This is a genomic window from Nonomuraea sp. NPDC023979, assembly GCF_040639085.1.
GTDB classification, from domain to species: Bacteria; Actinomycetota; Actinomycetes; order Streptosporangiales; family Streptosporangiaceae; genus Nonomuraea; species Nonomuraea ceibae.
This window is the reverse complement of sequence record NZ_JBEZZG010000023.1, coordinates 133,943-160,892: the sequence shown is the minus strand read 5'-3', so window position 1 is coordinate 160,892 and position 26,950 is coordinate 133,943. Positions and strand designations below refer to the sequence as shown.

Here is a 26,950-nt window from a genome sequence, read left to right as displayed (position 1 = left end):
CGCTGGCCCGGCACGGCGGCGGCGCGGTGCGCGTCAGCGGCGGGGCGGTCACGGTGGTCGCGCCCGACCGGGCCGGGCTGCTGTGGAGCGCCGCCGGGGTGCTCGCCGCGCACCGCCTCGTCGTGCGGTCGGCCTCGGCCGCGTCGGCGGGCTCCACGGCCGTGATCGAGTTCTCCGTCATCCCCGAGTACGGCACCCCGCCCGACCCCGCCACGCTGGAGGCGGATCTGCGTCTGGTCCTTGCTGGGCGCCTTGACATCGAGCAGCGGCTGGCCCGCCGGACCAGGTCGATGCGGCCCGCCCGGGTGCCGGTCGCTCCACCCCGTGTGACGTTGGTGGACGACGCCTCCGCGACGGCCACCGTGGTGGAAGTCAGGGCCCATGACAAGCCGGGACTCCTGTGGCGCATCGGACGGGCATTCGGGGCCTGCGGTCTTGACGTAAGGGCCGCTCGCGTAGAGACTCTCGGCGCGGAGGCGGTGGACGTCTTCTACGTGGTTGACCGCGCCGGACGCCCCCTCAGCGACGAGGCGCAGCGCAACCAGGTCCGCGACGCGGTGCTTGCGGCACTGCGGTAACCAACAGCACACGACACACGGTCACATTTGTAACGATTGTGTCCGTTTTGCCTGATACGTCAGATGCTGCGGATACCTTGTGGACGGCCTACGGCCCGTGCCGGGAACGGGATGATTGAGGGGTAGCGGGAGCAGTGACAACGGGGAGTGCAGACAGCGGCGCCGCCGCCGGGAAGGGTCGCCTGAAGCGGCCGATGCCCCGGCTGGGGCTGCGCAATTGGCGCGTGAGGTGGCGGCTCACCGCACTCGTCCTGGTCCCCACCATCGCAGGCGTCGTGCTCGGGGGAGCGCGCGTGGTGGGCTCGGTTCAGAGCATCGGTGACTATGATCGCACAACTGTCGCGGCGGAGCAGGCATCCCGCATCCGCGACCTCGTCGAGGCCGTCGGGCTGGAGCGTGACACCGGCGGCTGGAGCAACGCCGCCAGGAGCCTGCGCAAGAAGCTGAGCAAGCCCTACAACGACCGCAAGGCCGATGTCGACCGGCTGGTCAAGGCCGTGCGGGCCGACCTCGGCGCGATGGACGAGTCCTACGGCGACCGCGTCCAGGCCGTCGTCAAGCGGGCACACATCGACCTCAACGCGCTGCCGCGCATCAGGGAAGAAGCCCAGCGCGACACCACCCGCTACGACACGATGCTCGACACGCTGCTCCGGCTGCACGACGAGCTGAGCCTGCTGAGCGAGGACCCGCAGATCATCGGCCACTTCCGCGCGCTGAGCGCGCTGACCCGGGCCAAGGAGCAGGTCTCCCGCCAGCGCGACCAGCTCCTGCGCGGCTACTACAACTCCGCCAGCGTCGACGCCCAGGAGGTGGAGCGGTTCATCGCCTCCAACTCCGTGCAGCACAGCGAGATCGACAACGTCACCCAGGAGGCCGGCGCCTCCATCGGCATGGAGCTGCAGAAGGCGCTGACCATCCCCGAGTACGTCAACACCGAGCTGACCAAGTCGCGGGCGATCACGCTGGCCAGCGGCAAGCAGCCCGGCGTCCGGCTGCGCCAGAACCTGCTCGCCGCCACCGTGCCGGACAAGTCCGCGCCCGACCAGTGGTTCGACGACAACACCACGATCATCAACGCGCTGTCGTCCATCGAGGACAAGCTCAGCGAGCGCGTCGCGCTGCGCGGCCAGGAGCTGCGTGACGCCGAGATCCGCAACGCGATCATCGCCGGCGCGCTCATCCTCGGCCTGCTGCTGCTCGTGCTGCTGCTGACCGTCGCCATCGCCCGCTCGATGGTCTCGCCGCTGCGCCGCCTGCGCACCGAGGCCCTGGAGATCGCCGGCTTCCGGCTGCCCGACGTGGTGCGCGCGCTGCGCGTGTCCGGCGACAGCGCGCCGCCCGACGTGCGCCCGATCGAGGTCGAGGGCGACGACGAGATCGGCGAGGTCGCCAAGGCCTTCGACCAGGTCCACCGCCAGGCCGTGCGCCTCGCCGGCGAGGAGGCGGAGCTGCGCGGCAACATCAGCGCCATGTTCGTCAACCTCTCCCGGCGCACCCAGACGCTGGTCGAGCGGCAGATCTCGCTCATCGACGGCCTGGAGAAGGGCGAGCAGGACGGCGGCCGGCTGGCGGACCTGTTCAAGCTGGACCACCTGGCCACCCGCATGCGCCGCAACTCCGAGAACCTGCTGGTCCTGGCCGGGCACGAGCCCACCCGCCGCCGCAGCCAGCCCGCCAAGCTCGTCGACGTGGTCCGCGCCGCGCTGTCGGAGGTCGAGGGGTACGAGCGCGTCCAGGTCAAGGTGCACCGGGCCACCTCGGTGCTCGGCAGCGCCGCCAACGACCTCGTCCACCTGGTGGCCGAGCTGGTCGAGAACGCCATCCAGTTCTCGCCGAGCAACTCCCAGGTCATCGTCTCCAGCAGCCTCATCGAAGGCGGCGGCGCGCTGCTGTCGGTGAGCGACACCGGCATCAGCATGACCGACGAGGAGCTGGCCGAGGCCAACCGCCGGCTGGCCGAGCCGCCCGTCGTGGACGTGTCGGTGTCGCGCCGGATGGGCCTGTTCGTGGTCGGCCGGCTGGCCCTGCGCCACGGCATCCGGGTCCAGCTCCGCAAGGGCGAGGGCGAGGGGCTCATCGCCATGGTGCTGCTGCCGCCCGCGCTGGTGCAGGACGGCGGCCAGCCGCCGCTGCCGCAGCGCTCGGCCTACAACCAGGGCGCTCCCGCGCAGCCGCCGCTCCAGCAGCGGCCGGTGCCGCCCGCGCGCAACGGCCACGGCTCGTTCGCCAGCTTCGACTCCTTCGACACCGCCGCGGGCCGGGGCGGCCAGCCTGTCGGGCCCTTCACCGCCGACACCGACGGCGGCGCCTTCGGGCAGCGGCCGTTCGACTCCGGGGCGTTCCCGTCCTACCCGAGCCCGGCGCCGACGCCGCCACCTGCGGCTCCCGCGCCGCCGTCGTACCCGTCGTACCCGTCGCAGCCCGGCCCCGAGCGGATCGGGACGTTCCCGTCGTATCCCAGCTCGGACGGGGGATTCCCGTCCGCGCCCGCCTACAGCACGAACGACGTGCGCAGGCCCGAGCCGCCGCCCTCCGTGGACGTCTCGCCGATGGAGCCCGGGCAGGAGGAGTTCCTGCCGATCTTCGCCTCGGTGGAGTCCGCCTGGTTCCGCAGACCGACAGGCGATACAGCACCGGAATCGAACCGGGATGAGCAATCGCCCGCGCAACCCGTACCCTCTGGGGAGGAAGCGTGGCGAACCGCTGCCGATGCCGGTTGGCAGGCGGCGGCCGCCGCGAGCGACCCCAGCCTCGGCGGCACCACCGCCGCCGGGCTTCCCAAGCGCACCCCCAAGGCCAACCTGGTCCCGGGCACGGCCGCCGCACCGGCGGCCCAGCCGCAACAGCGGCAGGCCCCGGCCCAGCCGTTGTCACCGGACCGGATACGCAGCAGGATGGCCAGCTACCAGCAGGGAGTGCGCCGGGGTCGGGCGGAAGTACGTGAACAGGAGGAACGAGAGTGAGTGAGCGTCCTGCTAGGGAGGGCGAGTGACGACCCTCAGCCATGAGGCGCACCGGTTCGACTGGCTGATCACCGACTTCGTGCGTAACACGCCCGGAGTCGCGCACGCGGTCGTCGTCTCGGCGGACGGGCTCTGCCTGGCCGCCTCGGAGGGCTTCCCTCCGGACCGGGCCGACCAGCTGGCCGCGGTCTCCGCGGGCCTGCTGAGCCTCACCGTGGGCGCTTCCCGGGTGTTCGAAGGCGGATCGGTCTCGCAGACCGTCGTCGAGATGCAGCGTGGACTGCTGATCGTCATGGCGATCAGCGACGGCTCGGTGCTGACCGTGCTGGCCGGGCCCGACTGTGACATGGGGCTGGTGGCGTACCAGATGACGCTGCTCGTCGACCGGGCGGGCCAGGCACTGACCCCCGCCCTGCGGGCGGAGCTGCAGGCGGCCAGGACGCGGTGATGCAGATGACGGGAGTGGGTCGTGTACGGCAGTGACGGCGCAGGGGACGACGAGCCCCTGTTCCGTCCCTACGCGGTGACCGGCGGCCGTTCGGAGCCGCGTTACCACCTCGCGATGGAGACGCTGATCTCGTCCATGTCCATCCCGGACGACGAGATGGCCCTGCTCACCCCGGAGCAGGAGGCGATCATGCAGCTCTGCAGGTCGTTCCGGTCGGTCGCAGAGATCTCGGCCCTGCTCCGCGTCCCGCTGGGCGTGGCTCGCGTGCTCGTCGCAGACATGTCGGACGAAGGGCTCGTCCGGCTGCACGCGCCACGCCTCAGCCAGGGACAGCCAGACCTCAATATGCTCGAAAGGGTGCTCAGTGGACTTCGCAGGCTCTAGCCCCGGGCTGACGTCGACGAAAATCGTCGTCGCGGGCGGGTTCGGCGTCGGCAAGACGACGTTCGTGGGGGCGGTGTCCGAGATCCTGCCGCTCACCACGGAGGCGGTGATGACGGACGCGTCCGCGGGCATCGACGACCTCGGCCTGACGCCGACCAAGCGGACGACGACCGTCGCCATGGACTTCGGGCGGCTCTCGCTCGACCGTGACCTGATCCTCTACCTGTTCGGCACGCCCGGACAGCACCGGTTCTGGTTCATGTGGGACGACCTGGTGAAGGGCGCGATCGGCGCGGTCGTGCTGCTCGACACGCGGCGGCTGGCCGACAGCTTCCCGGCCATCGACTACTTCGAAGAGGCGAAGCTGCCGTTCGTCATCGGGATCAACGGGTGGGACGGGCAGTTCCTCCACACCGACGACGAGGTGCGCGAGGCGCTGGCGCTGTCGTCGCACGTCCCGATCGTGCGCACGGACGCGCGCAACCGGGAGTCGGTCAAGGCGACGCTGATCTCGCTGGTCGAGCACGTGGTGCGGCTGCGGGCCGCCCCCGTGCGGTGATGGCTGGAATTGTCGGATTTATCGGGCATGATCACACTACGCTGCTAGGTCTTCTTCGGATCCCTGAAAGAGGCACGGAAAAGGCGTGCACAGGAGTGTGAATCGTGTGGATCGCGGTCGTCGTGGCCCTGGCCGTCGCCGGGGTGATCGTCTGGTCGTTCCGGCGCGGGGCCACCGGCGCTGACGAGGCGCCGGACCCGGCCTGGGAGTGGGAGTCCCGGCTGGAGGAGAACGCCCGGGTGGCGTTCATGGAGGGCCTGCGGGCCTGCCACGACCAGGCGGCCGTGAGCGAGGAGCGCGGCGTGCTCCGGCTCTTCGGACCGCCGTGCGCGATCTCGCTGTCCCTGCTGGCCGACCGCTTCGCCGCGCGCGGCCAGGAGGGACTGCACGACCCCGAGGGCGTGGTGCGCGAGCTGGTCGAGAAGTGCGTCGCCGCCGAGCAGCCCGGCGTGCTCCACCTGACCGAGGGCCTGCCGGGCGACGACGCCTCCGATGACGCCGGCGGGATGGACCGGGCGGCGTTCGGCGCCGCCGTGCGCGAGCTCGTCCGGCCGGACGGCGCGCCCGGCGGCTCCTGGTATCTCGACGAGGCCGGCGGCTGCCTGGAGGTCGTCGTGCCCGGCGACTACGCCACCACGCTGCTGCTGGACCTGGGCAGGCTGCGCGAGCGCCATCGCGTGGCGCGCGCGGAACGGCCCGGGATGCCCGCCGTCGCCGTGCTGCGCGACGTGGTGTTCGGGCTCATCGCCGAGGACGGGCCCGGCGTGACCTGGACCAGGCCGCCGTCGGAGCGGCACCGCACCGCCGTGCTGCCCGCCGGCGAGCGCCGCACAGCGAGCTGACCTCTCCTCAGCCCCGGGTACGCCGCTCGACCAGCGCCTCCACCCCGTCGAGCAGCCGCTGCAGGCCGAACTCGAAGGCGTGCCCGGCGCTGTAGGCGGCCCCCATGGCCTCGGCCGCGGCCTGGCCCACCCGGGTGGCCGTGGGGAACCGGCTGGCGTCGGCGATCCGGTTGAAGAACGGCGCGTGCGCCGCCCACCACTGCTCGTCGGTCACCCCGGTGTGGCTCTCGGCCTGCGCCGCCTCCACCGCGCCCCGCGCCGTGCCGTGCACGAACCCGGACACCAGCGTGATCACCGAGTCCATCTCCACGTCCGTCAGGCCGATGCCGTCGACGGCGCGCAGCTCGTGGTCGTACTTGGCGGTGGCGTTGGGGCCCAGCACCGGCCGGCTCGCCGCCACCTGGAGCAGCCACGGGTGGCGCAGGTAGAGGTCCCAGTTGTCGCGCGCGATGCGCTCCAGCCGGTCGCGCCAGCCGCCCTCGGCGTCCTCCAGCGGAACCTCGCCGTAGACGGTGTCGAGCATGACGTCCAGCAGTTCCGGCTTGCCCGGCACGTACGTGTAGAGCGACATCGTGCCCACGCCCAGCCGCTCGGCCACCCGGCGCATGGACAGCGCCTGCAGCCCTTCGGCGTCGGCGACGTCGATCGCGGCGCGGGCGATCCGGTCGACGCTCAGGTCGGGCTTGCCCTTGCGGCTGACGCGCTCGCTGGTGCGCCAGAGCAGCGCGAGGCTGCGGGCGGGGTCGCCCTTGCCGCTGTACTCCACAGTCACCCTCGTACGGTACACCGTACGGTCAATCATGCGCGGTAGAAGGGCACAGGTTCAGGGGGGAGCGGCGTGTTGCCGAGGACGAGGTCGGCGGCCTTCTCGGCGATCATCATGACCGGCGCGTAGATGTTGCCGTTGGTCACGTACGGCATGACCGAGGCGTCGACCACGCGCAGCCCGTCGAGGCCGTGCACGCGCATCGTGGCGGGGTCGACGACCGCCATTGGGTCCACGCCCATGCGGCAGGTGCACGACGGGTGCAGCGCCGTCTCGCCGTCCCTGGCCACCCAGGCGAGGATCTCCTCGTCGGTGCGCACCGACGGGCCCGGGCTGAGCTCGCCGCCGTCGAGCCCGGCCCAGGCGGGCTGGGAGAGGATCGCGCGGGCGTGCCGGACGGCCTCCACCCACTCGCGCCGGTCCTGCTCGGTGGACAGGTAGTTGAAGCGCAGCGCCGGCTTGACCCGCGGGTCGGCGGAGGTGATGCGCACCGAGCCGCGCGCGTCGGAGTACATGGGCCCGATGTGCACCTGGTAGCCGTGGCCGCCGGCGGGGGCCGAGCCGTCGTAGCGCACGGCGATCGGCAGGAAGTGGAACATCAGGTTCGGGTACGCCACGTCGTCGTTGGAGCGGATGAAGCCGCCCGCCTCGAAGTGGTTGGTGGCGCCCGGCCCGTCGCGCAGGAACAGCCACTGCGCGCCGATGAGCGGCCTGCGCCACAGCGACAGCGACGGCTGCTGCGACACCGGCCGCGTGCAGGCGTGCTGGACGTACACCTCCAGGTGGTCCTGAAGGTTGGCGCCGACGCCCGGCAGGTCGTGGCGCGCCTTCACCCCGGCGGACGCCAGCACGGCGGCCGGGCCGACGCCGGAGACCTGGAGGAGCTGCGGCGTGTTGATCGCGCCGCCGCACAGGATCACCTCGCCCGCCGTGATGCGCTCCCCGTCGCACACCACGCCGGTGGCGCGCGTGCCGTCGAACGTGATCCGCTCGACGAACGCGCGCGTCCGCACCGTGAGGTTGCGCCGCCGCCGCACCGGATGCAGGTACGCGCGCGCCGCGCTCAGCCTGCGCCCGCGGTGCAGGGTGCGGTCGAATGCGGCGAACCCCTCCTGGCGGAACCCGTTCACGTCGTCGGTGAGCCGGTGCCCGGCCTGCTGCACGGCCTCGAAGAACGCCTCGAACAGCGGCCCGCGCGCCGCCCCGCGCTCCAGCTTGAGCGGCCCGTCGCCGCCCCGGAACCGCGACTCCGGGTCGGCCAGGCAGTTCTCCATGCGCTTGAAGTACGGCAGGCAGTGCGCGTAGTCCCAGCTCGCCATGCCGGGATCGGCGGCCCAGCGTTCGTAGTCGAGCGGGTTGCCCCGCTGGAAGATCATGCCGTTGATGCTGCTGGAGCCGCCCAGCACCTTGCCCCTGGCGTGGTAGACGCGGCGGCCGTCCATGAACGGCTCGGGCTCCGACTCGTAGCGCCAGTCGTAGAACCGGTTGCCGATGGGGAACATGAGCGCCGCCGGCATGTGGATGAACACGTCCCACAGGTAGTCGGGCCGCCCGGCCTCCAGCACGAGCACGGACACCGACGGGTCGGCGCTGAGCCGGTTGGCCAGCGCGCAGCCCGCCGACCCGCCGCCGACGATGACGTAGTCGTAGCCGGCGCTCACCGGGGCATCCAGTCCTTCCACACGATCGCGTTCTCCTCGACCCACCGCCTGGCGGCCTCGTCGGCGGTGATCTTCCGGTTGACCATGTCGGCGGCCACGGCGTTCTGGTCGGCGTTGGTCCAGGTGAAGTTGCGCACCAGCTCGTAGGCCCGGCCACCGCGCTCGGCGAACCGCTTGCTGACGATCTTGTCGAGCAGGTACGGGGGATAGTCGCAGGCGACCTCGGCCGGCACGGTGTCGCAGCCGATGGCGTGCGGCGGAAGATTGACCTTGACCAGTTTCACCTTGCTGAAGAGCCATTGCGGTTCGTAGAAATACATCAACAAGGGCGTCCGATTCTTCGTCGCCGCCTGGGCCGCCTTGATGAGCGCGGCTTCGCTGCCGGAGTAGACGACGCGGTAATTCAGGTCGAGGTTCTTGACGATCGCCTCGTCGTGAGTGACGAACGTCGGATCGCCGTCCAGGACTTGCCCGGCATTTCCGGATCTTGAAGTTTTGAATAGATTCGCGTACTTGTTCAGGTTCCGCCAGTCGGTGATGTCTGGATATTTCTTGACCATCCACTCCGGGACATACCAGCCGATCACCCCTTTGTTCCCCGTGAGACCGGCGGAGAGCGCCACCTTCCTGCGCTCGACGTACTCCTCCTTCAGCTGGTTGTGACCCCAGTTCTCCACGATCACGTCGACCTCGCCGGACTCGAACCCCGCCCAGGAGTCCTCCTCCTTCATCGGCCGCCGCTCCACCCGGTACCCCAGCTCGTGCTGGAGCAGGTATGCCAGCACGGCGGCCTGGGCCTCGTACCCGTCCCACGCGTGGACGTCGATCCTGACCGTGCGGTCCCCGGTGGCCACCGGGACGGCGGGCCGGGAGCCGGTGCAGGCCGCCAGCAGCAGGACCAGCGCCAGCGGGCCCGCGAGCATCGTCGTGATCCGCATGGCTACCGGGGGATCCAGGCCTGCCACTTGGCCGGGTTGGCCTCCACCCACTTCTTGGCGGCCTCCTCGCCGGTCATGCCGCCGTTCGTCATGTCGTCGGCCACGGCGTTCTGGTCCTCGTTGGTCCAGCTGAAGTTCTTGACCAGCTCGTACGCCTTGCCGCCGGTCTGCGCGAACTTCGTGCTCACGATCTTGTCGAGGTCCATCTCCGGGTAGTCGCAGGCCACCTTCTTCGGGTCGGCGTCACAGCCCTCGGTCCACTCCGGCAGCTTGACCCGGACCAGCTCCGTCTTGCTGAACAGCCAGTGCGGGTCCCAGAAGTAGAACAGCAGCGGCTTCTTCTGCGCCTGCGCCTGCTGGGCGCCCTTGATCAGCGCCGCCTCGCTGCCCCCTGTGACGATCTTGAAGTCGAGCTTGAGGTTCTTGATCAGCGCCGCCTCGTTCGAGACGTACGACGGGTCGCCGAACAGGAGCTGGCCCTTGCCGCCCGACTCCGACGTCTTGAACAGGCCGGCGTACTTGTTCAGGTTGCGCCAGTCGGTGATGTCCGGATACTCGTCGGCCATCCACTTGGGGATGTACCAGCCGATGACGCCCTTGTTGCCGGTGGACCCGGCCTCGACCGCCGTCCTCTTCTCCTCGATGAACTGCTTCTTCAGGTCGGGGTGGCCCCAGTTCTCGATGATGACGTCCACGTCGCCGGTCTCGAAGCCCTCCCAGGCGAGCTGCTCCTTGATCTCCGGCAGCTCCACCGTGTAGCCGAGCTCGTTGCGCAGCAGGTAGGCGACTACGTTGGCGCTGGCCTCGTAACCCACCCACGGGTTGATCGCGATCTTCACGGTCCCGGCGGGCGCCGGCGCGCTCGCGGAGCCCTCCGCGGCGGTCGCACTGGGCGCGGTCTCCACGGTGGCACCGCCGCAGGCCGTGGCGAGCCCCAGCGCTAGCAGGCCTGCGAGCAGGCGAATCCTCATGTGACTGTCCTTTGGTGGGGGGAGGTGCGCCTGTCGGCGCCCTGCGTGATGCGGTCGAGCATGACGCCGAGCAGCACGGTCGCCACGCCCGCGATGAATCCCATGCCGAAGTCCGTGCGCTGGGAGAAGCCCAGCACCACGTCGTAGCCGAGCGCCCCGGCGCCCACCAGCCCGCCGACCACCACCATGGCCAGGGTCATGACGATGCCCTGGTTGGCGGCCAGCAGGATGGCGCGCCTGGCCATCGGGAGCTGGACCTTCCACAGGAGCTGGCCGGGCGTCGAACCGGCGGAGACGGCCGCCTCGACGACCGGGCCCGGCACGTTCCTGATGCCCTCCTCGACCAGCCGGACGACCGGCGGGACGGCGTAGACGATCGAGGCGAAGATCGCGGTGAACCGGGTGGTGCCGAACAGCGCGAGCGCGGGCAGCAGGTAGACGAACGCGGGCATCGTCTGGGCCGCGTCCAGCACCGGCCGCTGCACCGCCGACCAGCGCGCCGAACGCGCCGCCGCCACGCCCAGCGCCAGGCCGACGACCAGCGTCACGCTCACCGCGACGGCGACCGTGGTCATCGTCCGCATGGCGTGCTCCCAGGTGCCCAGCAGCGCGATCGCGAGCAGGCAGCCGAGCGCCGTGAGCGCGGGACGCACCCCGCTCACCCGCCAGGCGACGAGCAGCACCGCGGCGGCGACCAGCCACCACGGCGCCGACGTGAACAGGCCCTCCAGCGGGTTCAGCAGCAGGTAGGAGGTGGTGTCCTTGGCGAACGTGGTGACGCCGTACCAGCTCGTCTCGGCCCACAGGACGGCGTCGTTGATCTCGGCGGCCAGGTCGACCGTCAGCGCCCGCGGCCACTCGCGCGGCAGCGCGAACCCGAGCGCCACCCCCGCCACCGCCAGCGCGCCCGCGCCGGCCAGGCGGGCGCGGCCGATCCGGCTGTGCGGGCCGCGCCGGGCCACCGCGACCGTCATCCGGTCCAGCAGCATCGCCATGACCACGATCGCCACGCCCGCCGGGAGCATGATGCCGACCTGGGCGCGCGACAGCCCGAGGATGATGTCCGAGCCCAGGCCCGGCGCGTTGATCAAATTGGCGATGACCACCATCGACAGCGCCATCATGATCGTCTGGTTCACCGCCAGCGCCATCGTCGAGCGGGCCAGCGGCAGGTGCACCTTGACCAGCGTCTGCGCCCGGGTCGCGCCGAGCGAGGCCGACGCCTCCACGGCCGTGGGGGAGACCTGCTGGATCGCCAGCGCGGTGATGCGGATCGCGGGCGGGATCGCGTAGATCATCGTCGCGATCGTGCCCGCGGGCGCCCCGATGTGGAAGAACAGCGCCAGCGGCGCCAGATAGGCGAACGTGGGCATGATCTGCATGACGTCCAGCACCGGCGTGACCGTCCGGTGCACGCGCCGCGACAGCCCCGCCCACACGCCGAGCGGCACCCCGATCGCCAGCGACAGCAGCACCGCCGCCGCGACCAGGGCCAGCGTCTCGACGCTCGACTCCCACAGCCCCAGCACGCCGAACGAGCAGAACCCCGCCACCGCCGCTGCCGCGATCCGCCGGCCGCCCGCCAGCCACGCCAGCGCCCCCGTCACCCCGATCAGCCCCGGCCACCCCAGCGCGGTCAGCGCCGCGTGGAACGCGCCGTAGACCCCGCCCACGAACAGCCGGACGTAGTTGAGGAAGTACAGGAACACCGGGTTGTCGTTGCGGTGGTCGTCGATCCACTCGCGCAGCTCGGTGACGGCCGCGAACTGCGGGGCCTCGCTGTCGTGCGGCAGCGTGCCGGTGCCGCGGAAGACCAGGTACGCCGCCGCGAACCCGGCGGCGATCCCGGCGGGCGCCACCCACCGGGGCACCCGCAGGCCCCGGGGCGTGCTGACCGCCGTGCTGCTCATGCCGCCGTCACTCCGGCGCCGCCCGTCTCCTGACCGGACAGGAAGGTGAGCAGGTCGACCCGGTCCACCAGGCCGACCAGCTCGTCGCCGTCGACCACCCGGATCGGGCGGGACGACTCCGAGGCGGCGGCGACGGCGTCCTTGATCACGGTGGTGGCCGGGAGCGCCGGGCCGTCGAGCGGCTCTCCCGGCTCGGGCGGGCGGGCGATCCAGCGCAGCGACAGGACGTGGCCGCGCGGCACGTCGCTGACGAAGTCGGCCACGTAGTCGTCGGCGGGCGCGCCCACCAGCTCCTCCGGCGTGCCGAGCTGCACGATCGAGCCGGCCCGCATGATCGCGATGCGCTCGCCCAGCTTGAGCGCCTCGGCCAGGTCGTGGGTGATGAACACCATGGTCTTGCCCACCTCGCGGTGCAGGCGCATCACCTCGGCCTGCATGTCGCGGCGGATCAGCGGGTCCAGCGCGCTGAACGGCTCGTCGAACAGCATCACCTGCGGATCGACGGCCAGCGCCCTGGCCAGCCCGACCCGCTGCTGCATGCCGCCGGAGAGCTGGTCGGGGTAGGCGCCGGCGTGCCCGTCGAGGCCGACGAGCGACAGGATCTCCGCCGCCCGCGCGTGCCGCTCGGCCCGGGCCACGCCCTGGACCTCCAGCCCGTACGCCACGTTGTCGATCACCCGGCGGTGCGGCAGCAGGCCGAAGTGCTGGAAGACCATGCTGACGTGGTGGCGGCGCAGCTCGCGCAGCCGGGCCGGGCCGGCCGCGCCCACGTCCTCGCCGCCGATCGTGACCCGGCCCGCGGTCGGCTCGACGAGCCGGGTCAGGCAGCGGACGAGCGTGGACTTGCCGCTGCCCGACAGGCCCATGACGACGAACACCTCGCCGGGCCGTACGTCGAAGCTCACGTCCCGCACGGCGGCCGTGCAGCCGGTTTTCTCCCTGAGTGCGGCGGGGTCCAGAAACCTGTCATCGCACGCCAGCACCTTCGCCGCCTTGGGGCCGAAGATCTTCCACAGTCCCTCGACGCCGATGGCCGCGCTGTCGGGAGAAACCCGCACCTCTCGCCTCCTCGGTTTGAGGGGGCAAACATATGTCGGGATTCACGACAATCTCAATGCTGTGACTCGGGGGAGGCGGTGACGGATGTGCCCTGTTATGAACGTGGAACGCGACAAACGCCCATCAACGGACATTCGCCAATTTGGAGTGGTATTTCGCGCTGAAGGTGCGCTATATGTGGAGCTCCAGCTTCTATGCTCATGAGTCACACTGGTTGACTTATGTCGCGTTATGTTCTCTTGGCCGAGCTGGTCGGCATGTGTTCCAATTACCAGGATTTCCCCGCGAGTCGCATATAGCGCCGATTCGGGCGAGAGGTTGCGTTCGGTGAGTACAGAGTTAGGGCGGCGGCCGCCAGAGGAAGGCAACTGGCGACTGCGCAACTGGCGCGTCCGCGCCCGCCTCGTCGCGCTCATCCTCGTGCCCACCGCCGCCGCCGTGCTCCTCGGCGGCTTCCAGGTGTTCACCTCCACCGGAGCCGCCGCCGACTACGAACGCACCAGCCGCCTCGCCCAGCTCTCCGGACAGGTCGGCGCCCTCACCCACGAGGTCGCCGCCGAACGCGCCCGCATGGCCTGGCACATCGCCCGCGGCCGCCCCCAGTCCCGGCTCGCCGACGTCCACGAGCGGATCGACCGCGCCGACGAAGCCATCCAGCGGGTACGCGGCAGCGCCACCGCCATCCTGCCCGCCGTGTCCGGCCGCACCGCCGACCAGATCGAGAACATGCTCAACCGGCTCGACGACCTGCTCACGCTCCGCCAGCAGGCCCTCAAGGGCGACCTGCTCGCCGCCCCCGCCGTCGACCTCTACACCGTCGTCATCGACGACCTGCTGTCCGTGCACGACGAGCTCATCAAGGGCAGCCAGGACGACGAGCTCATCCGCCAGTCACGCATGCTGCACGCCCTCGCCGGCGCGAAGGAGAGCCTCTCCCTCCAGCAGGCCGTGCTCACCATCGCGCTCACCGACGGCGCCATCAGCCAGGAACAGCTCAAAGGACTGCTCGGCGAGCTGTCCCGCGAGGAGAACGAACGGGCCGCCTTCGCCGACGAGGCCACCGCCGCCGAACGGCGCTTCTTCGACGAGACCGTCAACGGCCGCAGCGCCGACGCCATGCTCTTCCTGCGCGAACTCGTCCTCATCCGAGCCACCGCCGGCCAGCCCCTGCGCGGCCTCGACCAGAACACCGCCGACGACGCCGGACTGTGGTTCAAGGCGTCCACCACCGTCGTCGACTCCCTGCGCACCGTCGAACAGCGCCAGGCCGGCGGCATCCTGGCCCGCTCCCACGCGCTCAGCGCCGACGAGCGGCAGCGCGCGTACGTGATCGCCGGAGCCGTCATCGCGCTGCTCCTCGCCGTCCTGCTGATCACCACCGGCGTCGCCCGCTCCCTCGTCCGCCCCCTGCGCCGCCTGCGCTCCGAAGCCCTGGAGATCGCCGGCCGCCGCCTGCCCGACTTCGTCCAGCACCTGCGCGAATCACGCGACGGCGACATCGACGCCGAAGTGCCGCCCATCCACGTCTTCACCCGCGACGAGGTCGGCGAGGTCGCCCGCGCCTTCGACGAGGTCCACCGCGAGGCCGTACGGCTCGCCGGCGACGAGGCCCGGCTGCGCGCCAACGTCAACGCCATGTTCGTCAACCTGTCCCGCCGCAGCCAGACCCTCGTCGAACGGCAGCTCACGCTCATCGAACGGCTCGAACGCGGCGAACGAGACGACACCCGGCTCGGCGACCTGTTCAAACTCGACCACCTCGCCACCCGCATGCGCCGCAACAGCGAGAACCTCCTCGTCCTCGCCGGCCAGGAAGCCGCCCGCCGCTGGAGCGAACCCGTCGAGCTCATGGACATCGTCCGCGCCTCGCTCGGCGAGGTCGAGAACTACGACCGGGTCAGCGTCCAGATCCAGTCCCAGTCCGCCGTCCTCGGCCAGGCCGTCAACGACGTCGTCCACCTGCTCGCCGAACTGATCGAGAACGCCGTGTCGTTCTCCGCGCGCGACACCAAGGTCGTCATCTCCAGCAACCGCATCGACGGCGGCGGCCTCATGGTGTCCGTCTCCGACAGCGGCATCGCCATGACCCCCGACGAGCTCGCCCAGGCCAACTGGCGCCTGGCCAACCCGCCGGTCGTCGACGTGTCGGTGTCGCGCCGCATGGGGCTGTTCGTCGTCGGACGGCTGGCGCTGCGCCACAACATCAAGGTCCAGCTCCGCCGCCAGGACACCGGCGGGCTCACCGCCATGGTCGTCCTCCCCGAAGCCCTCCTCACCCCCATCCCCCACCCCCCGGCCCCGGCCCTCGACACCACCCCAGCCTCGCCACCCTCCACCCCAGAGCACCCCGTTCCCCCGCCCCCCGCTCCCGAGCCCCCCTCCCCGTCCCGCGACGCCATCCCCGAACCCCCCTCCTGGTTCACCACCGACCACGCCCCCGCCACCGAACCGCCCGCCCCTCCCCGCCAGGGCGACTTCCTGCCGATCTTCGCCTCGCTCGAGTCCAGCTGGTTCACCAAGCCGTCCCCGACCCCCGACCACCGCACCCCCGGCGCCTCCGACCAGGAAGGCGCCCCCCACCTCCCAAGGCGCCACCCGGCCACCCGGCCGACCGGCGAGCCCGCGGCCAGCTCCCCGGACGCGCCCGCGCGGACCACAGGGGAGCCGCTGTCCGCCGCCGCCCCCGCCTCCACCGGTCCGGGCGCCGCGCGGTCCCCGGAGGGGGCACCATCCGGCGCCGCGCCCACCCCAACCGCCCCGGGCACCGCGCCGTCCTCCGAGGGCGCGCAATCCCCCGAGGGCGGGGCGTCTCTGGTGGGGGAGGGTTCTGGTGCGCCACGGCTGCCGCGGCGCTCCCCCGTAGGCGGGCCGGCTGCGGTTGAGGGAGGGGGCGCCTCCGGCGCTCCTCGCCTCCCGCAGCGGTCACCGGCCGGGCGGCCGGGTGGCGGGTCTGCGGTCGGCTCGGGACTGTTCGTGCGGGCTGCGGAGGGTGCGCCGTCCGGGGACGCGCCCGCCGCAACCGGGCCGAGCAACGCGACGTCCCCCGAGGGCGGGCCGGCTTCGGTGGGAACGCCGGATGTGGTGGGGGAGGGGTCCGGTGGGCCGCGGTGGGCGCCCGGGGGTGGCTCGGGTGCGGCTGAGGGTGGGGGCGCCGGTGGTGAGGGAAGGTTGCCGCGCCGGGTGCCGGGCGGTGGGGGTGCCAACGGCTCTGCGGGGGCGTTCGGTGCGGGCGGGGATACGGCCGCCCAGGGGGCGGGGGAGGGCGCGGTGACCCGGGCGGGGCTGCCGCGGAGGACGCCGCGGGCGAACCTGGTGGCCGGGTCGGCGCCGCCGTCGTCGTTGCCGCCGCCCGCGCCTCCCGTGTCGCCGGACCGGTTGCGTACCAGGCTCTCCAGCTACCAGCAGGGCGTCCGCAAGGGCCGGGCCGAGCTTGAGGAGGACGGATGAGGAACCTGAGCCAGGGAGCCAGGGACGTGAACTGGCTGGTCAGCGGTTTCGTCGACGAGGTGCCGGGCGTGGCGCACGCGGTGGTGGTGTCGGCGGACGGCCTGCCGATGGCGTTCTCGCGCGGTTTCCCGCAGGACCGGGCGGACCAGTTGGCGGCGATCGCGGCGGGGCTGGTGAGCCTGACGCAGGGGTCGGCGCGGGTGTTCGAGGGCGGGGAGGTCGTCCAGACGCTGGTGGAGATGGATCGCGGCCTGCTGCTGGTGATGGCGATCAGCGATGGCTCGTGCCTGGCGGTGCTGGCGGCGCCGGACTGTGACATGGGCCTGGTGGCCTATCAGATGACGATCCTGGTCGAGCGTGCCGGGCAGGTGCTGACGCCTGATGTGCGCGCGGAGTTGTCGGCCGCGCGCCCCTGGTGATGGGAGTGGACGTTGGCATCGTGGCATGGCGGGGAGCCGGAGCGCAGTTCGCTGGTGCGGATGTACGCGGTGACGGGCGGCCGGACGGCGCCGCGTGGCGGGCTGGCGATGGAGGCGCTGGTGTCGTCGGCGACGTCGGCGCGGCTGGGCCCGGCCTATACGCGCGAGTACCGGCGGATCAGCGAGCTGTGCCGTCAGGTGCGTTCGGTGGCGGAGATCTCGGCGCTGCTGGCGGTGCCGCTGGGGGTGGCGCGCGTGCTGGTGGCGGACATGGAGGCGGAGGGGCTGGTACGGGTCCACCAGCCGCGGCTCGACGCCGGGTTGCCTGAGCGGAGCCTGCTCGAGCGGGTGCTGGGCGGGCTCCGCCGGCTGTGACCTCGGCGGGCTACTGGGCGGCCCACCAGTAGGCGGCGACGAGCTCGGCGACCAGCGTCTCGGTGAGGAGCGCGACGTCGGGGTCGGTGTCGTGGGCGTAGCGGATGACGGCGGCGGTGTCCTTGACGTCGGCGCCGACGGAGATCACGGTGGAGCCGCGCTGCCGGACCCAGTCCATCGCCTGCTCGTCGTAGCGGGAGCCGGGGTAGAGCAGCGCCCGGTAGTCGAGGGTCTTGGTCAGGTAGACGTCCACGTGCGCCCAGTCGCCGGTCTCGCAGGCGTCGGCGGCGCGGCGCGGGCCTTCGCGGACCATGAGCGCCGACTGCTGGGCCGACGACAGCCGTTCGGCGGGGGCCAGGGCGTAGACGCCGTGGGGGCCGTCGAGGAGTTCTAGCGTCAGGGGCAGCCAGTCGTCGCGGCGGTCGAGCAGGTCGGTGGTGGCCTCGGCGGCGCGGCGTACGAGGGCGGCGACGTCGCGGCCGGAGCCGGTGAGGCGGGATTCGAGCGCGAGGAGGAGTGCCAGCGTGTGCTGGAAGGTGCGGCAGGCGACGCCGCCTTCCTCGGGGCCGGCGAGCAGCGGGACGACCAGGTCGGCGCCGGCGGTGAGCGCGGAGCCGGGGGTGTTGGTGAGGGCGGCGACGGGGGAGGCGCCGCCGGTGTAGCGGGCGAGCGCGTCGAGGGTCTCGCGGCTGCCGCCGGTGGCGGAGATGGGCACGACGAGCGTGCGGGGGTCGGGCGGGTAGGAGGCGGCGGCGGAGGCGTACTCGGCGTGGGCGGAGACGCCGGCGGCGCGCAGGCGCAGGGCGGCGACGTCGGCGGCGTAGCGGGAGCTGCCCATGCCGAGGAACAGCACCCGCTCGATGCCGCCGGGCAGCGCCGCGAACGGGTCGGCGGCGTCGAGCGAGTCGGCGAGCGCGGTGAGCGCGGCGGGTTTGGCCTCCAGGTCGGCCAGGTAGAGCTCGGGGTTCATGGGGTCTCCTCGTGGTACCAGGTGCGCAGCACGCCCATGGGGGCGTAGCGCCATCGGGGCAGGTGGCGGGCCGCGTAGATGAGCTCGCGGCACTCCTGCTCGATCTCGAACGGGCGGATCAGGGTCTCGTCCAGCAGGCCGGCGCGGTCGTGGCGGGCCAGGTGGGCGCGGTAGGCGTCGAGCATGGCGGCGCGGGCGCCGGCGGCCCAGCGGGCGGCGTCGGCGGGCGCGGTGCCGCGGCGCTTGATCGCGACCTGGGCGACGTGCTGGAGGCTGGTGGTGAGCTGGGCGACGTCGCGGGCGGCGGGCTGGTACGGGTCGGCGCCGGTGAGCGTGGGGTTGCCGTCGAAGTCGATGACGGCGTAGCCGTCGCGCCACCGGAGGATCTGGCCGACGTGGAGGTCGCCGTGGACGCGGATCAGCGGGCCGGTGACGGGGCTGTCCAGCGGGGCGAGCTCGGCGCGCAGGCGGTGTGCGTGGCGGGCGAGCCAGTCGCCGTCGTCGCCGGTGGTGAGGCCGAGCGCGTCGCGGAGCGCCGTGCCGGCCCGGCCGGACAGGTCGGCGCCGCTGGGCGGGGCGCCGGGCAGGGTCGCCAGGGCGAGGTGGAGCCCGGCGGCGAGTTCGCCGAGCGCGGGGGCGAACCCGGTGCGCCCGGCGGCGGCCTCGTCGGCGCACCATTCCCACCCGTCGGTGGCTTCCGGCAGGTAGCCGGTCACGAGGGCGAGCAGGAGCTCCCGGTCGCCGTCGGCCCGGGTGAGGGCGGCGTACGGGGGCGCGGTCTGTTTGAAGCCCGCCTCAACGAGGTGGGCGAACACTTCGGGAGTGGGGTGGGGCAGGGGCACGGGCGGGGTGAGCCATTTGACGACGACCTGCTCACCCACGATCACCGAGTAGTTTGTCTGGTCTACGTGTGGTCCGAAGTCGCGTTCGGCTGGGACCCCAGTGTGGAGATCCTCTGGGCTGTGCGAGAAAGTGGGCAGCGGCAGATACCGGCGGACGGCGAAGGGCGGCGGCACGGGGCCGTCCAGCGACGCCAGGAGAGCCGCCGTGAGGCCGCGATCCCGCGCGGTGAGCGGGTTCTCACCGAGAGAGATCAACCGGCTCCATATTGAATCCGAATTCAACAGTTGGACCAAACTTCCAGGTAGCAATGTCCGCCAAAGTCTTGCTCATGTTGATTTCTGCTGCAACACTCCTGCTCTGGTCTGCCGTGTCCAGTTGGTCGCGAGACCCCTCGTACATCGCCATTTCATAAGGAGTAGCGGCCTTGTCCCGTACCCGGTTCACCCGTCGTCTTCCGGCCGCCGTCGCGGTGGCCGGCCTCGCGCTCGCCGCAGCGGCGTGCGGCGGTGAGTCGACCAACAGTGCAGAGACGGCGACCCAGGCGACGGCCGCCGCGCTCAACCCCAACGCCGACCTCACCAAGCAGTCGCTGGCCGTGACCGTGTGGGACGGCTACACCCCTGAAGAGCTTCAGGCCATGGTGAAGAAAGAGCTCAAGATCAAGGAGCTCACGGTCACCCTGCACGAGACCAACGAAGTGGCGATGACGAAGCTCACCGCCGGCGGCGACCACGGGATCGACGTGGCGTTCGTGTCGGGCCAGTACGCCCAGGCGCTCAACGAGCAGGGCCTGCTGGAGCCGATCCACCCCGAGTTGATCCCGAACCTGGCCAACCTCTACCCCGAGGCGACCCAGCTCTCCTACGACAAGGGCAACAAGTACTCCGTCCCCTACACCTGGGGCACCACCGGCATCTGCTACCGCAGCGACCTGGTGAAGAAGAAGCCGACGAGCTGGAACGATCTACTGAAGCCGCCGGCCTGGGCCGACAAGAAGGTCACGCTCATGACCACCGAGCGCTGGCTGGCCCTGCCCGCGCTCAAGTCGCTCGGCTTCTCGGTCAACACCGACAAGGACGAGGAGATCGCCAAGGTCAAGGAGGTGCTGCTCGCGGCCAAGCCGCACCTGCTCGCCTTCGACGACACGACGTTCGGCGACAAGCTGATCAGCGGCGAGGCCCTCATGGTCGAGGCGTGGGACGGCTGGTGCCCGACCACGCACGAGAAGCAGAACATCGAGTTCGAGGTGCCGAAGGAGGGCAGCGACCTCTGGGTGGACACCATGGTGATCATGAAGTCCTCCAAGAACAAGGAGGCCGCGCACGCCTTCATCAACTACATCCTCAACCCCGAGGTGCACCGCTGGGCCGCCGAGAACATCAACTACAAGGTGCCCAACAAGGCCGCCATGGAGAAGGTGAAGATCGCGCCGGGCTCGCTGCTGGGCATCAAGCCCGCCGAGCTGCTCAACGGCGAGTCGATCATCGACCTCGGCCAGGCGTCGACCAAGTTCACGCGCCTGTCCTCTGAGATCACGGCCAGCTAGTTGCGGTGAAGGCTGATACTGAGGCCCGGCCGGTGTCCCCCTCGCGGGGCCGCCGGCTGGGCGCGTTCGTTTTCCTCTCGCCGGGGCTGACCTACCTGATCGTGCTGCTGCTGGTGCCGCTCGCGATGGTGCTCAGCTACACGGTCTTCCAGCGTGGCCGCTTCGGCGGCGTCGTCTACGAGTTCACCACCGAGAACTTCTCCCGGCTGTTCGACCCGCTCTACCTGAGCGTGGTCGTCGAGTCGCTGAAGCTGGCCGGGCTGGCCACGCTGATCGCGTTGCTGGTCGGCTACCCGACCGCCTACCTGATCACGCGGCTGCCGGGCAGGTGGAAGACGGTGGCGCTGGTGATGATCGTCCTGCCGTTCTGGACGAACTTCATCATCCGCGTCTACGCCTGGATCATCCTGCTCAACGGCGAAGGCCTGATCAACAGCGGGCTGGAGGCCATCGGGCTGGGCCCGTACGAGCTGCTCTACAACCAGGGCGCCATCGTCACCGGGCTGGTCTACTCCTACCTGCCGCTGATGGTGCTGCCGCTGTACGCGACGATCGAGAAGCTCGACCCGCAGCTCCGGGAGGCGTCGGCCAACCTGGGCGCGTCCGGGTTCACCACGTTCCGGAAGGTGACGCTGCCGCTGACGCTCCCCGGCGTGATGACCGGCAGCCTGTTCGTGTTCGTGCCGAGCCTGGGCAACTTCGTGATCCCCGAGATGCTGGGCGGCGGCAAGTCGGCGATGGTGGGCAACCTGATCCGCAAGGAGTTCCTGTCGGCGCGCGACTGGCCGTTCGGCTCGACGCTCGCGCTGGCGCTCATCGCGGCGCTGCTGGTGCTGCTCGTCGTGCAGGCCTGGGTGGCGCGCCGTGCGTAGCTCCCGCCTGCTCCACGTCCCGTTCTGGCTCACGTACGTCTTCCTGTACGCGCCGATCGTCGTGCTCGTCGTCATGTCGTTCAACTCGGGCGAGTCCGCCTACACCTACGAGGGGTTCAGCCTCAAGTGGTACGGCGAGCTCGCGCAGGACGAACGGGTGCTGAAGGGCCTGGCCAACACGCTGATCGTGGCGACCGGCGCGACGCTGATCGCGACCGTGCTGGGCACCCTGCTGGCCGTCGGCCTGGCCCGCTACTCCAGGTCGAAGACGCTGGAGGCGCTCTCGCTGATGCCGGCGGTGCTGCCCGACCTGGTGATCGCGATCGGGCTGCTGCTGTTCTTCGGCATGATCCAGCTCACGCTCGGGCGCTACTCGGTGGTGCTCGCGCACGGCCTGTTCGCGATGGCGTTCGTCGCCGCCGTGGTGCGCACCCGGCTCAGCGGCACCGACACCTCGCTGGAGGAGGCCTCGCGCGACCTCGGCGCCGGGCCGGTCACCACGTTCGTGAAGGTGACGCTGCCGCAGCTCGCCCCGGGCATCGTGGCGGGCGCGCTGCTGGCGTTCACGCTGTCGCTGGACGAGTTCGTCATCGCGTTCTTCACGATCGGCAACATGGAGCAGACGCTGCCGATCGTCATCTATTCAATGATCCGTTTCGGGGTGACCCCGGAGATCAATGCGCTGGCCGCGATCCTGCTCCTGGTGAGCTTCACCGCGGTGATCGCGGGGCAGCGCCTGACCAAGATCGGGGAGTCGCGTGCTCAAGATTGACGGGGTCACCCGCAGGTTCGGTGACGTCACCGCGCTCGACGGGGTGTCGCTGGAGATCGGGCAGGGCGAGTTCTTCGCCCTGCTCGGCCCGTCGGGCTGCGGCAAGACGACGCTGCTGCGCATCATCGCCGGCTTCGAGACGCCCGACAGCGGCACCGTGACGCTCGACGGCGAGGACCTGCTGGCCAAGCAGCCCAACCGGCGTCCGATCAGCCTCATGTTCCAGTCCTACGCGCTGTTCCCGCACATGACCGTGGCCAAGAACGTCGCGTACGGCCTGGAGCGGGAGAAGCTGCCCCGCGACGAGATCAAGAAGCGGGTCGGCGAGGTGCTGGAGACGGTGGGCCTGTCGGCGCACGCCGGGCGCAAGCCGCAGCAGCTCTCCGGCGGCCAGCGGCAGCGCGTGGCGCTGGCACGCTCCATCGTCAAGCGGCCCCGGCTGCTGCTGCTGGACGAGCCGCTGTCGGCCCTGGACAAGAAGGTCCGCGCCGACATGCAGCTGGAGCTCAAGCGGCTGCAGAACGAGGTCGGCATCACGTTCGTGGTCGTCACGCACGACCAGGAGGAGGCCATGTCGCTCGCCGACCGCATCGCGGTCTTCGAGAGCGGCAGCGTGCGCCAGGTGGACGCGCCCGTCGCCCTGTACGAGCGGCCGCGCACCAGGTTCGTGGCCGACTTCGTGGGGGCCAACAACCTGTTCGAGGGCACCGTGGGCGGTCCTGAGACGCTGGCGGCGGGGGAGTTCGGCGACCTGCCGGGCACGCCGCTGGGCGAGCTGGAGACCGGCGCCAAGGCGCTGCTCGGCGTCCGGCCGGAGAAGATCAGGCTGGAGGAGAGCGGTGGCCTCAGGGGCGCCGTGCTGGACGTTAGCTTCTACGGCGGTGTCTCGCACATCTCGGTCGACGTGCCGGGGCGGGTCAAGCCGGTGCTGGTCGCCGTGCAGGGCGCCGGCACGGTCCAGCCGGGCGAGGAGGTCTCGCTCAACTGGACGGCCGGCGACGCGGTGATCATCCCGGTGGATCAATGAAGCAGGTCGTTGCCCGTCACCGTGCGCGCGTAGGACAGGATCAGCTCGGCCGCCTCCTCGGGGCCGATGATCGGGTGCCGGGCCGTGATGCGATAGCCGTAGGCGTCCTCCAGCGCCACCAGGTTGCGCGAGATCGACAGCGCGTCGGCCGTCAGCCTGAACACGCCCAGCGCCTGCCCGGTGTCCAGGATCGACTGGTACATCGACACCTGGCGGTCGTACAGCGACGTGAGCAGCACCCCGTAGACGCGGTTGCGCCCGGCGGCCCCGCCCAGCTCGTTGAGGAGCCGCACGTCCGGGTCCAGCGGCCCGGTGGGCAGCCCGGAGCGGATCGTCAGCACCAGCTTGGCGACCGGGTCGGTGAGCGCGGCGATCTGCCGCAGCCGCTGCTCGTAGAAGCGTTCCATGCCCGCGTGCTGCGCCTCGACGAGCAGTTCGCTCAGGTCGGGGTAGTGGTAGAGCACCGCCCCGGAGGTCAGCCCGGCCTCCTCGGCGACGTGCGAGAGCTGCACCCCGTCGATGCCGAAGCGGATGATGGCCCGCCGCGCCGCCTCGATCAGGTCGATGCGCCGGTCAGTACGGCTCTTGCGCTGGGCCATCTTCACCACCTTGCCCTCATGTTCGTCTGTCGTTCAGTAATCCGTGACAATAGTGCCCTGAAGTTGACCAACGCGCTAGATGCGTATTTGAATTCCTCTTCAAATGGCTAGATCCCCCCGGAGTGTGCCCATGTCTCTCACCATTCTGTTCATGCCGGAAAGCGCCTACGGGCCGACCAACAACAGCATCGGCATCGGCGACATTCTGCGCCGTCGTGGCCACCGTGTCGTCTTCGCCGCCGAGTCGTCGTGGAAGGGCAAGCTGGAGGCGCTGGGCTTCGAGGAGGACCTCGTCGACCTGGCCCCGCCGGCTGAGGAGGAGCAGGACGCGGGCCAGTTCTGGAAGGACTTCATCCGCGACACCGCCCCCGAGTACCGCAAGAGCACCCGCGAGCAGCTCGAGACCGTCACCAAGCCCATCTGGGAAGAGCTCATCGAGGGCGCCAAGTACTGCGAGCCGCAGCTCAAGCGCATCATCGAGCGGGTCCAGCCGGACGTCATCGTCGAGGACAACGTGATCACGTTCCCGGCGCTGCTCACGGCCGGCAAGAAGTTCGTCCGCATCGTCTCCTGCAACCCGCTGGAGATGCGCGGCGAGAACGTCGCGCCGGTCTTCTCCGGCCTGCCCGCCGCCGACCGCTCCGAGTGGGACGACTTCCGCGCCGAGTACGACCGCACCCACCGCGAGCTGTGGACCGCGTTCAACGAGTGGTGCGTCGAGCAGGGCACCGAGCCGCTGCCCGACCTCGACTTCATCCACGAGGGCGACCTGAACCTGTACGTCTATCCGGAGATCCTCGACTACGTGGCCGACCGGCCGCTGGGCGACACCTGGCACCGCCTCGACTCGTCGGTCCGCGAGACCGAGGAGGAGTTCGAGCTGCCGTTCGCGCGCAACGAGGGCTCGCTGGTCTACTTCTCGCTCGGCTCGCTCGGCTCGGCCGACGTGGAGCTCATGCAGCGGGTCATCGACGTGCTCGCCACGACGCCGCACCAGTACATCGTCTCCAAGGGCTCGCTGCACGAGGAGATCAAGCTGGCCGACAACATGTGGGGCGCCGAGTTCGTCCCGCAGACGAAGGTCATCCCGCTGTGTGACCTGGTCATCACCCACGGCGGCAACAACACCACCACCGAGGCGATCCACTTCGGCAAGCCGATGATCCTGCTCCCGCTCTTCTGGGACCAGTACGACAACGCGCAGCGGGTGGCCGAGTTGGGCTATGGTGTCAGGCTTTCGACCTACACGTTCACGGACGAGGAGCTGAAGGGCGCGCTGGAGCGCCTGCTCGGTGACGACGACCTCCGCGCGAGGCTCGCCGCCGCCGGTGCGGAGGTCCGCGAGCGTGACGGTCTGCGCAAGGCCGCCGACCTCATCGAGCAGCTCGGCCAGAAGTAGGTACGGCCCCCCGTACCGAGCAGGGAAAGATATCCATGCGTGAATTGATCAACCCGGCCACCGGTCTCGTGTGCGCCGAGGTCCCCGACAGCTCCGTGGAGGCCGTGGCCGCCGCCGTCCGGCGGGCCAGGGACGCCTACGCCGAGTGGGCGCAGACGACGCCCGCCGAGCGCTCGCGGCTGCTGCTGCGGCTCGCGGATCTGGTGGAGGCCGACGCCGAGGAGCTGACGCGGCTGGAGGTCGAGGAGACGGGCAAGCCGGCGGCCGTGTTCAGGGACGGCGAGCTGCCGTTCGCGGCCGACAACCTGCGCTTCTTCGCCGGGGCCGCCCGCTCGCTCGACGGGACCGGCGCCGGGGTGTTCAGCGCCGGTTACACCTCGGTCCTGCTGCGCCGCCCCGTCGGGGTGGTCGGGTCGATCGCGCCGTGGAACTTCCCGTTCATCATGGCCGTGTGGAAGGTCGGCCCGGCCGTCGCGGCGGGCAACGCGGTGGTGATCAAGCCGGCCCCGCAGACGCCGCGCACGACGCTGCGGCTGGCCGAGCTGTTCGCGAAGGCGGGCGCGCCCGACGGGCTCGTCCAGGTCGTCACCGGCGGCGCGGACGTCGGCCAGGCCCTGGTCACCGACCCGGGCGTGGACATGGTGAGCGTGACCGGCTCGACCGAGACCGGCCGGGCCGTCATGACCGGCGCGGCCCGCACGCTCAAGCGGGTGCACCTGGAGCTCGGCGGCAAGGCGCCCGCGCTCGTCTTCGAGGACGCCGACCTGGCCGAGGCGGCGCGCGGCGTGTCGATGGGCGCCACCTACAACACCGGTCAGGACTGTACGGCGGCTACGCGCGTGTACGTCGCCCGCGAGGTCTACGGTGATGCCGTGGAGGCGTTTCGGGCAACTCTTGCCGAAATCTCGGTGGGTGACCCCTGGGACCCGGCCACCGACATCGGCCCGCTCATCTCCGCCGCGCACCGCGACCGGGTGCACGGCTTCGTCTCCCGATCGGGCGGCCGGGTGCTGCACGGAGGCGCCCCGATCGAGGGCCCCGGCTTCTACTATCCGCCCACGCTTGTGACCGATGTCGCACAGGAGAGCGAGATCGTCCAGGGGGAACTGTTCGGCCCGGTCCTCGTGGTGCTGCCGTTCGACGGCGAGGACGAGGCGGTCCGGCTGGCCAACGACACGCCCTACGGTCTCGCCTCGTCGGTCTGGTCGCGTGACGTGGCCCGCGCGATGCGGGTGTCGCACCGCCTGGACGTGGGTGTGACCTGGGTGAATGATCATCTCCCGATCGCCAGCGAGGCGCCTCACGGCGGCGTCAAGGGCAGCGGCTTCGGCAAGGACATGAGCCAGGAAGCGGTCCAGGAGTACGCGGTGACCCGTCACCTAATGATCAAGCACGCGGCCCCGGTCGAGCGGGACTCGTTCCGTCCGGCCTGAAAAACGTGGACGGCGATAAGTCCCCCAAACGGCACACCTGGGGGACTTTGATGGGATATGTTCGGTTGGCCGATCTGGTACGGGTTGTGTTCCAATTACCCAGCCCGGCAGAATCCCATGCGCCACACGCGTGTCTGATTTTCTTCGAGCACGTTACGGCGAGAGG

24 protein-coding genes are annotated in these 26,950 nt (G+C 70.9%); 15 read left to right on the top strand and 9 right to left on the bottom strand.

What is annotated here, in order from left to right:
* From AB0G11_RS32765 to AB0G11_RS32740, 6 genes are all read left to right on the top strand, one after another.
* Positions 1–578: ACT domain-containing protein (locus AB0G11_RS32765; protein WP_357590506.1), on the top strand; the 578-nt coding region annotated here is incomplete at its 5' end.
* Between the two features lie 224 nt (positions 579–802).
* A complete protein-coding gene (locus AB0G11_RS32760; RefSeq protein WP_357590504.1) occupies positions 803–3,544 on the top strand; it encodes a nitrate- and nitrite sensing domain-containing protein in 2,742 nt (913 codons plus the stop codon).
* 25 nt (positions 3,545–3,569) lie between these two features.
* Positions 3,570–3,992 carry a roadblock/LC7 domain-containing protein gene (locus AB0G11_RS32755; protein ID WP_049575902.1) on the top strand — a complete coding sequence of 141 codons (423 nt, stop codon included), beginning with the start codon at positions 3,570–3,572 and terminating at the stop codon, positions 3,990–3,992.
* A 21-nt stretch (positions 3,993–4,013) separates the two neighbouring features.
* Positions 4,014–4,376 (top strand): DUF742 domain-containing protein, encoded by a 363-nt coding sequence (locus AB0G11_RS32750; protein ID WP_049575903.1) that lies wholly within the window; start codon positions 4,014–4,016, stop codon positions 4,374–4,376.
* Positions 4,357–4,935, top strand: a complete 579-nt coding sequence (locus AB0G11_RS32745) for an ATP/GTP-binding protein (protein ID WP_357590502.1) — start codon at positions 4,357–4,359, stop codon at positions 4,933–4,935. Before AB0G11_RS32750 ends, AB0G11_RS32745 begins: the two co-directional genes overlap by 20 nt.
* 104 nt (positions 4,936–5,039) lie before the next feature.
* Positions 5,040–5,777, top strand: coding sequence for a hypothetical protein (locus tag AB0G11_RS32740; RefSeq protein ID WP_357590500.1), 738 nt, complete (start codon positions 5,040–5,042; stop codon positions 5,775–5,777).
* Between the two features lie 7 nt (positions 5,778–5,784).
* Here the strand turns inward: AB0G11_RS32740 and AB0G11_RS32735 are convergent, their stop codons facing one another.
* Genes AB0G11_RS32735 through AB0G11_RS32710 form a run of 6 tightly spaced genes read right to left on the bottom strand, consistent with a single transcriptional unit; the run spans position 5,785 to position 13,081 of the window.
* Positions 5,785–6,549 carry a TetR/AcrR family transcriptional regulator gene (locus tag AB0G11_RS32735; protein WP_357590499.1) on the bottom strand — a complete coding sequence of 255 codons (765 nt, stop codon included), beginning with the start codon at positions 6,547–6,549 and terminating at the stop codon, positions 5,785–5,787.
* 26 nt (positions 6,550–6,575) lie between these two features.
* The gene (betA, locus tag AB0G11_RS32730; protein WP_357590497.1) at positions 6,576–8,225 is read right to left on the bottom strand and encodes a choline dehydrogenase; all 1,650 of its coding nucleotides are present in this window, start codon (positions 8,223–8,225) and stop codon (positions 6,576–6,578) included.
* Positions 8,201–9,142 (bottom strand): ABC transporter substrate-binding protein, encoded by a 942-nt coding sequence (locus AB0G11_RS32725; RefSeq protein WP_357590495.1) that lies wholly within the window; start codon positions 9,140–9,142, stop codon positions 8,201–8,203. The genes betA and AB0G11_RS32725 overlap by 25 nt, the downstream gene beginning before the upstream one ends.
* Positions 9,143–9,144: 2 nt before the next feature.
* Positions 9,145–10,113: an ABC transporter substrate-binding protein gene (locus AB0G11_RS32720; protein ID WP_219518269.1), complete on the bottom strand. Its 969-nt coding sequence runs from the start codon at positions 10,111–10,113 to the stop codon at positions 9,145–9,147.
* A complete protein-coding gene (locus tag AB0G11_RS32715; RefSeq protein WP_357590493.1) occupies positions 10,110–12,023 on the bottom strand; it encodes an ABC transporter permease subunit in 1,914 nt (637 codons plus the stop codon). Before AB0G11_RS32715 ends, AB0G11_RS32720 begins: the two co-directional genes overlap by 4 nt.
* Positions 12,020–13,081: a glycine betaine/L-proline ABC transporter ATP-binding protein gene (locus AB0G11_RS32710; protein WP_219518265.1), complete on the bottom strand. Its 1,062-nt coding sequence runs from the start codon at positions 13,079–13,081 to the stop codon at positions 12,020–12,022. Before AB0G11_RS32710 ends, AB0G11_RS32715 begins: the two co-directional genes overlap by 4 nt.
* 328 nt (positions 13,082–13,409) lie before the next feature.
* Between AB0G11_RS32710 and AB0G11_RS32705 the strand changes: the two genes are divergently transcribed.
* From AB0G11_RS32705 to AB0G11_RS32695, 3 genes are read left to right on the top strand one after another with little or no spacing between them, the layout of a single operon-like run.
* A complete protein-coding gene (locus AB0G11_RS32705) occupies positions 13,410–16,529 on the top strand; it encodes a nitrate- and nitrite sensing domain-containing protein (RefSeq protein ID WP_357590491.1) in 3,120 nt (1,039 codons plus the stop codon).
* Positions 16,526–16,948 (top strand): roadblock/LC7 domain-containing protein, encoded by a 423-nt coding sequence (locus AB0G11_RS32700; RefSeq protein WP_219518102.1) that lies wholly within the window; start codon positions 16,526–16,528, stop codon positions 16,946–16,948. The genes AB0G11_RS32705 and AB0G11_RS32700 overlap by 4 nt, the downstream gene beginning before the upstream one ends.
* A gap of 12 nt (positions 16,949–16,960) precedes the next feature.
* On the top strand, positions 16,961–17,323 hold the full coding sequence (locus AB0G11_RS32695) for a DUF742 domain-containing protein (RefSeq protein ID WP_219518104.1): 363 nt from the start codon (positions 16,961–16,963) through the stop codon (positions 17,321–17,323).
* Positions 17,324–17,333: 10 nt separating this feature from the next.
* On the opposite strand, the gene AB0G11_RS32690 is transcribed toward AB0G11_RS32695, so the two are convergent.
* A complete protein-coding gene (locus AB0G11_RS32690; RefSeq protein WP_357590489.1) occupies positions 17,334–18,293 on the bottom strand; it encodes an SIS domain-containing protein in 960 nt (319 codons plus the stop codon).
* A complete protein-coding gene (locus tag AB0G11_RS32685) occupies positions 18,290–19,174 on the bottom strand; it encodes a hypothetical protein (protein ID WP_357590487.1) in 885 nt (294 codons plus the stop codon). The genes AB0G11_RS32690 and AB0G11_RS32685 overlap by 4 nt, the downstream gene beginning before the upstream one ends.
* 386 nt (positions 19,175–19,560) lie before the next feature.
* Here AB0G11_RS32685 and AB0G11_RS32680 point away from each other — a divergent pair, with 386 nt between their 5' ends.
* The 4 genes from AB0G11_RS32680 to AB0G11_RS32665 are packed head-to-tail and all read left to right on the top strand — an operon-like array spanning position 19,561 to position 23,353.
* A complete protein-coding gene (locus tag AB0G11_RS32680) occupies positions 19,561–20,682 on the top strand; it encodes a spermidine/putrescine ABC transporter substrate-binding protein (RefSeq protein ID WP_357590485.1) in 1,122 nt (373 codons plus the stop codon).
* Between the two features lie 5 nt (positions 20,683–20,687).
* Positions 20,688–21,554, top strand: a complete 867-nt coding sequence (locus tag AB0G11_RS32675) for an ABC transporter permease (RefSeq protein ID WP_357590483.1) — start codon at positions 20,688–20,690, stop codon at positions 21,552–21,554.
* Complete coding sequence (locus AB0G11_RS32670; protein WP_357590481.1) at positions 21,547–22,326, top strand: ABC transporter permease; 780 nt, start codon at positions 21,547–21,549, stop codon at positions 22,324–22,326. The genes AB0G11_RS32675 and AB0G11_RS32670 overlap by 8 nt, the downstream gene beginning before the upstream one ends.
* A complete protein-coding gene (locus tag AB0G11_RS32665) occupies positions 22,313–23,353 on the top strand; it encodes an ABC transporter ATP-binding protein (RefSeq protein WP_219518114.1) in 1,041 nt (346 codons plus the stop codon). Before AB0G11_RS32670 ends, AB0G11_RS32665 begins: the two co-directional genes overlap by 14 nt.
* On the opposite strand, the gene AB0G11_RS32660 is transcribed toward AB0G11_RS32665, so the two are convergent.
* Positions 23,347–23,952: a TetR family transcriptional regulator gene (locus AB0G11_RS32660; RefSeq protein WP_219518116.1), complete on the bottom strand. Its 606-nt coding sequence runs from the start codon at positions 23,950–23,952 to the stop codon at positions 23,347–23,349. The genes AB0G11_RS32665 and AB0G11_RS32660 overlap by 7 nt on opposite strands.
* Before the next feature lie 130 nt (positions 23,953–24,082).
* Here AB0G11_RS32660 and AB0G11_RS32655 point away from each other — a divergent pair, with 130 nt between their 5' ends.
* A complete protein-coding gene (locus tag AB0G11_RS32655; protein WP_357590480.1) occupies positions 24,083–25,351 on the top strand; it encodes a glycosyltransferase in 1,269 nt (422 codons plus the stop codon).
* 29 nt (positions 25,352–25,380) lie between these two features.
* On the top strand, positions 25,381–26,784 hold the full coding sequence (locus AB0G11_RS32650; protein ID WP_357590510.1) for an aminobutyraldehyde dehydrogenase: 1,404 nt from the start codon (positions 25,381–25,383) through the stop codon (positions 26,782–26,784).
* Positions 26,785–26,950 lie beyond the last annotated feature (166 nt).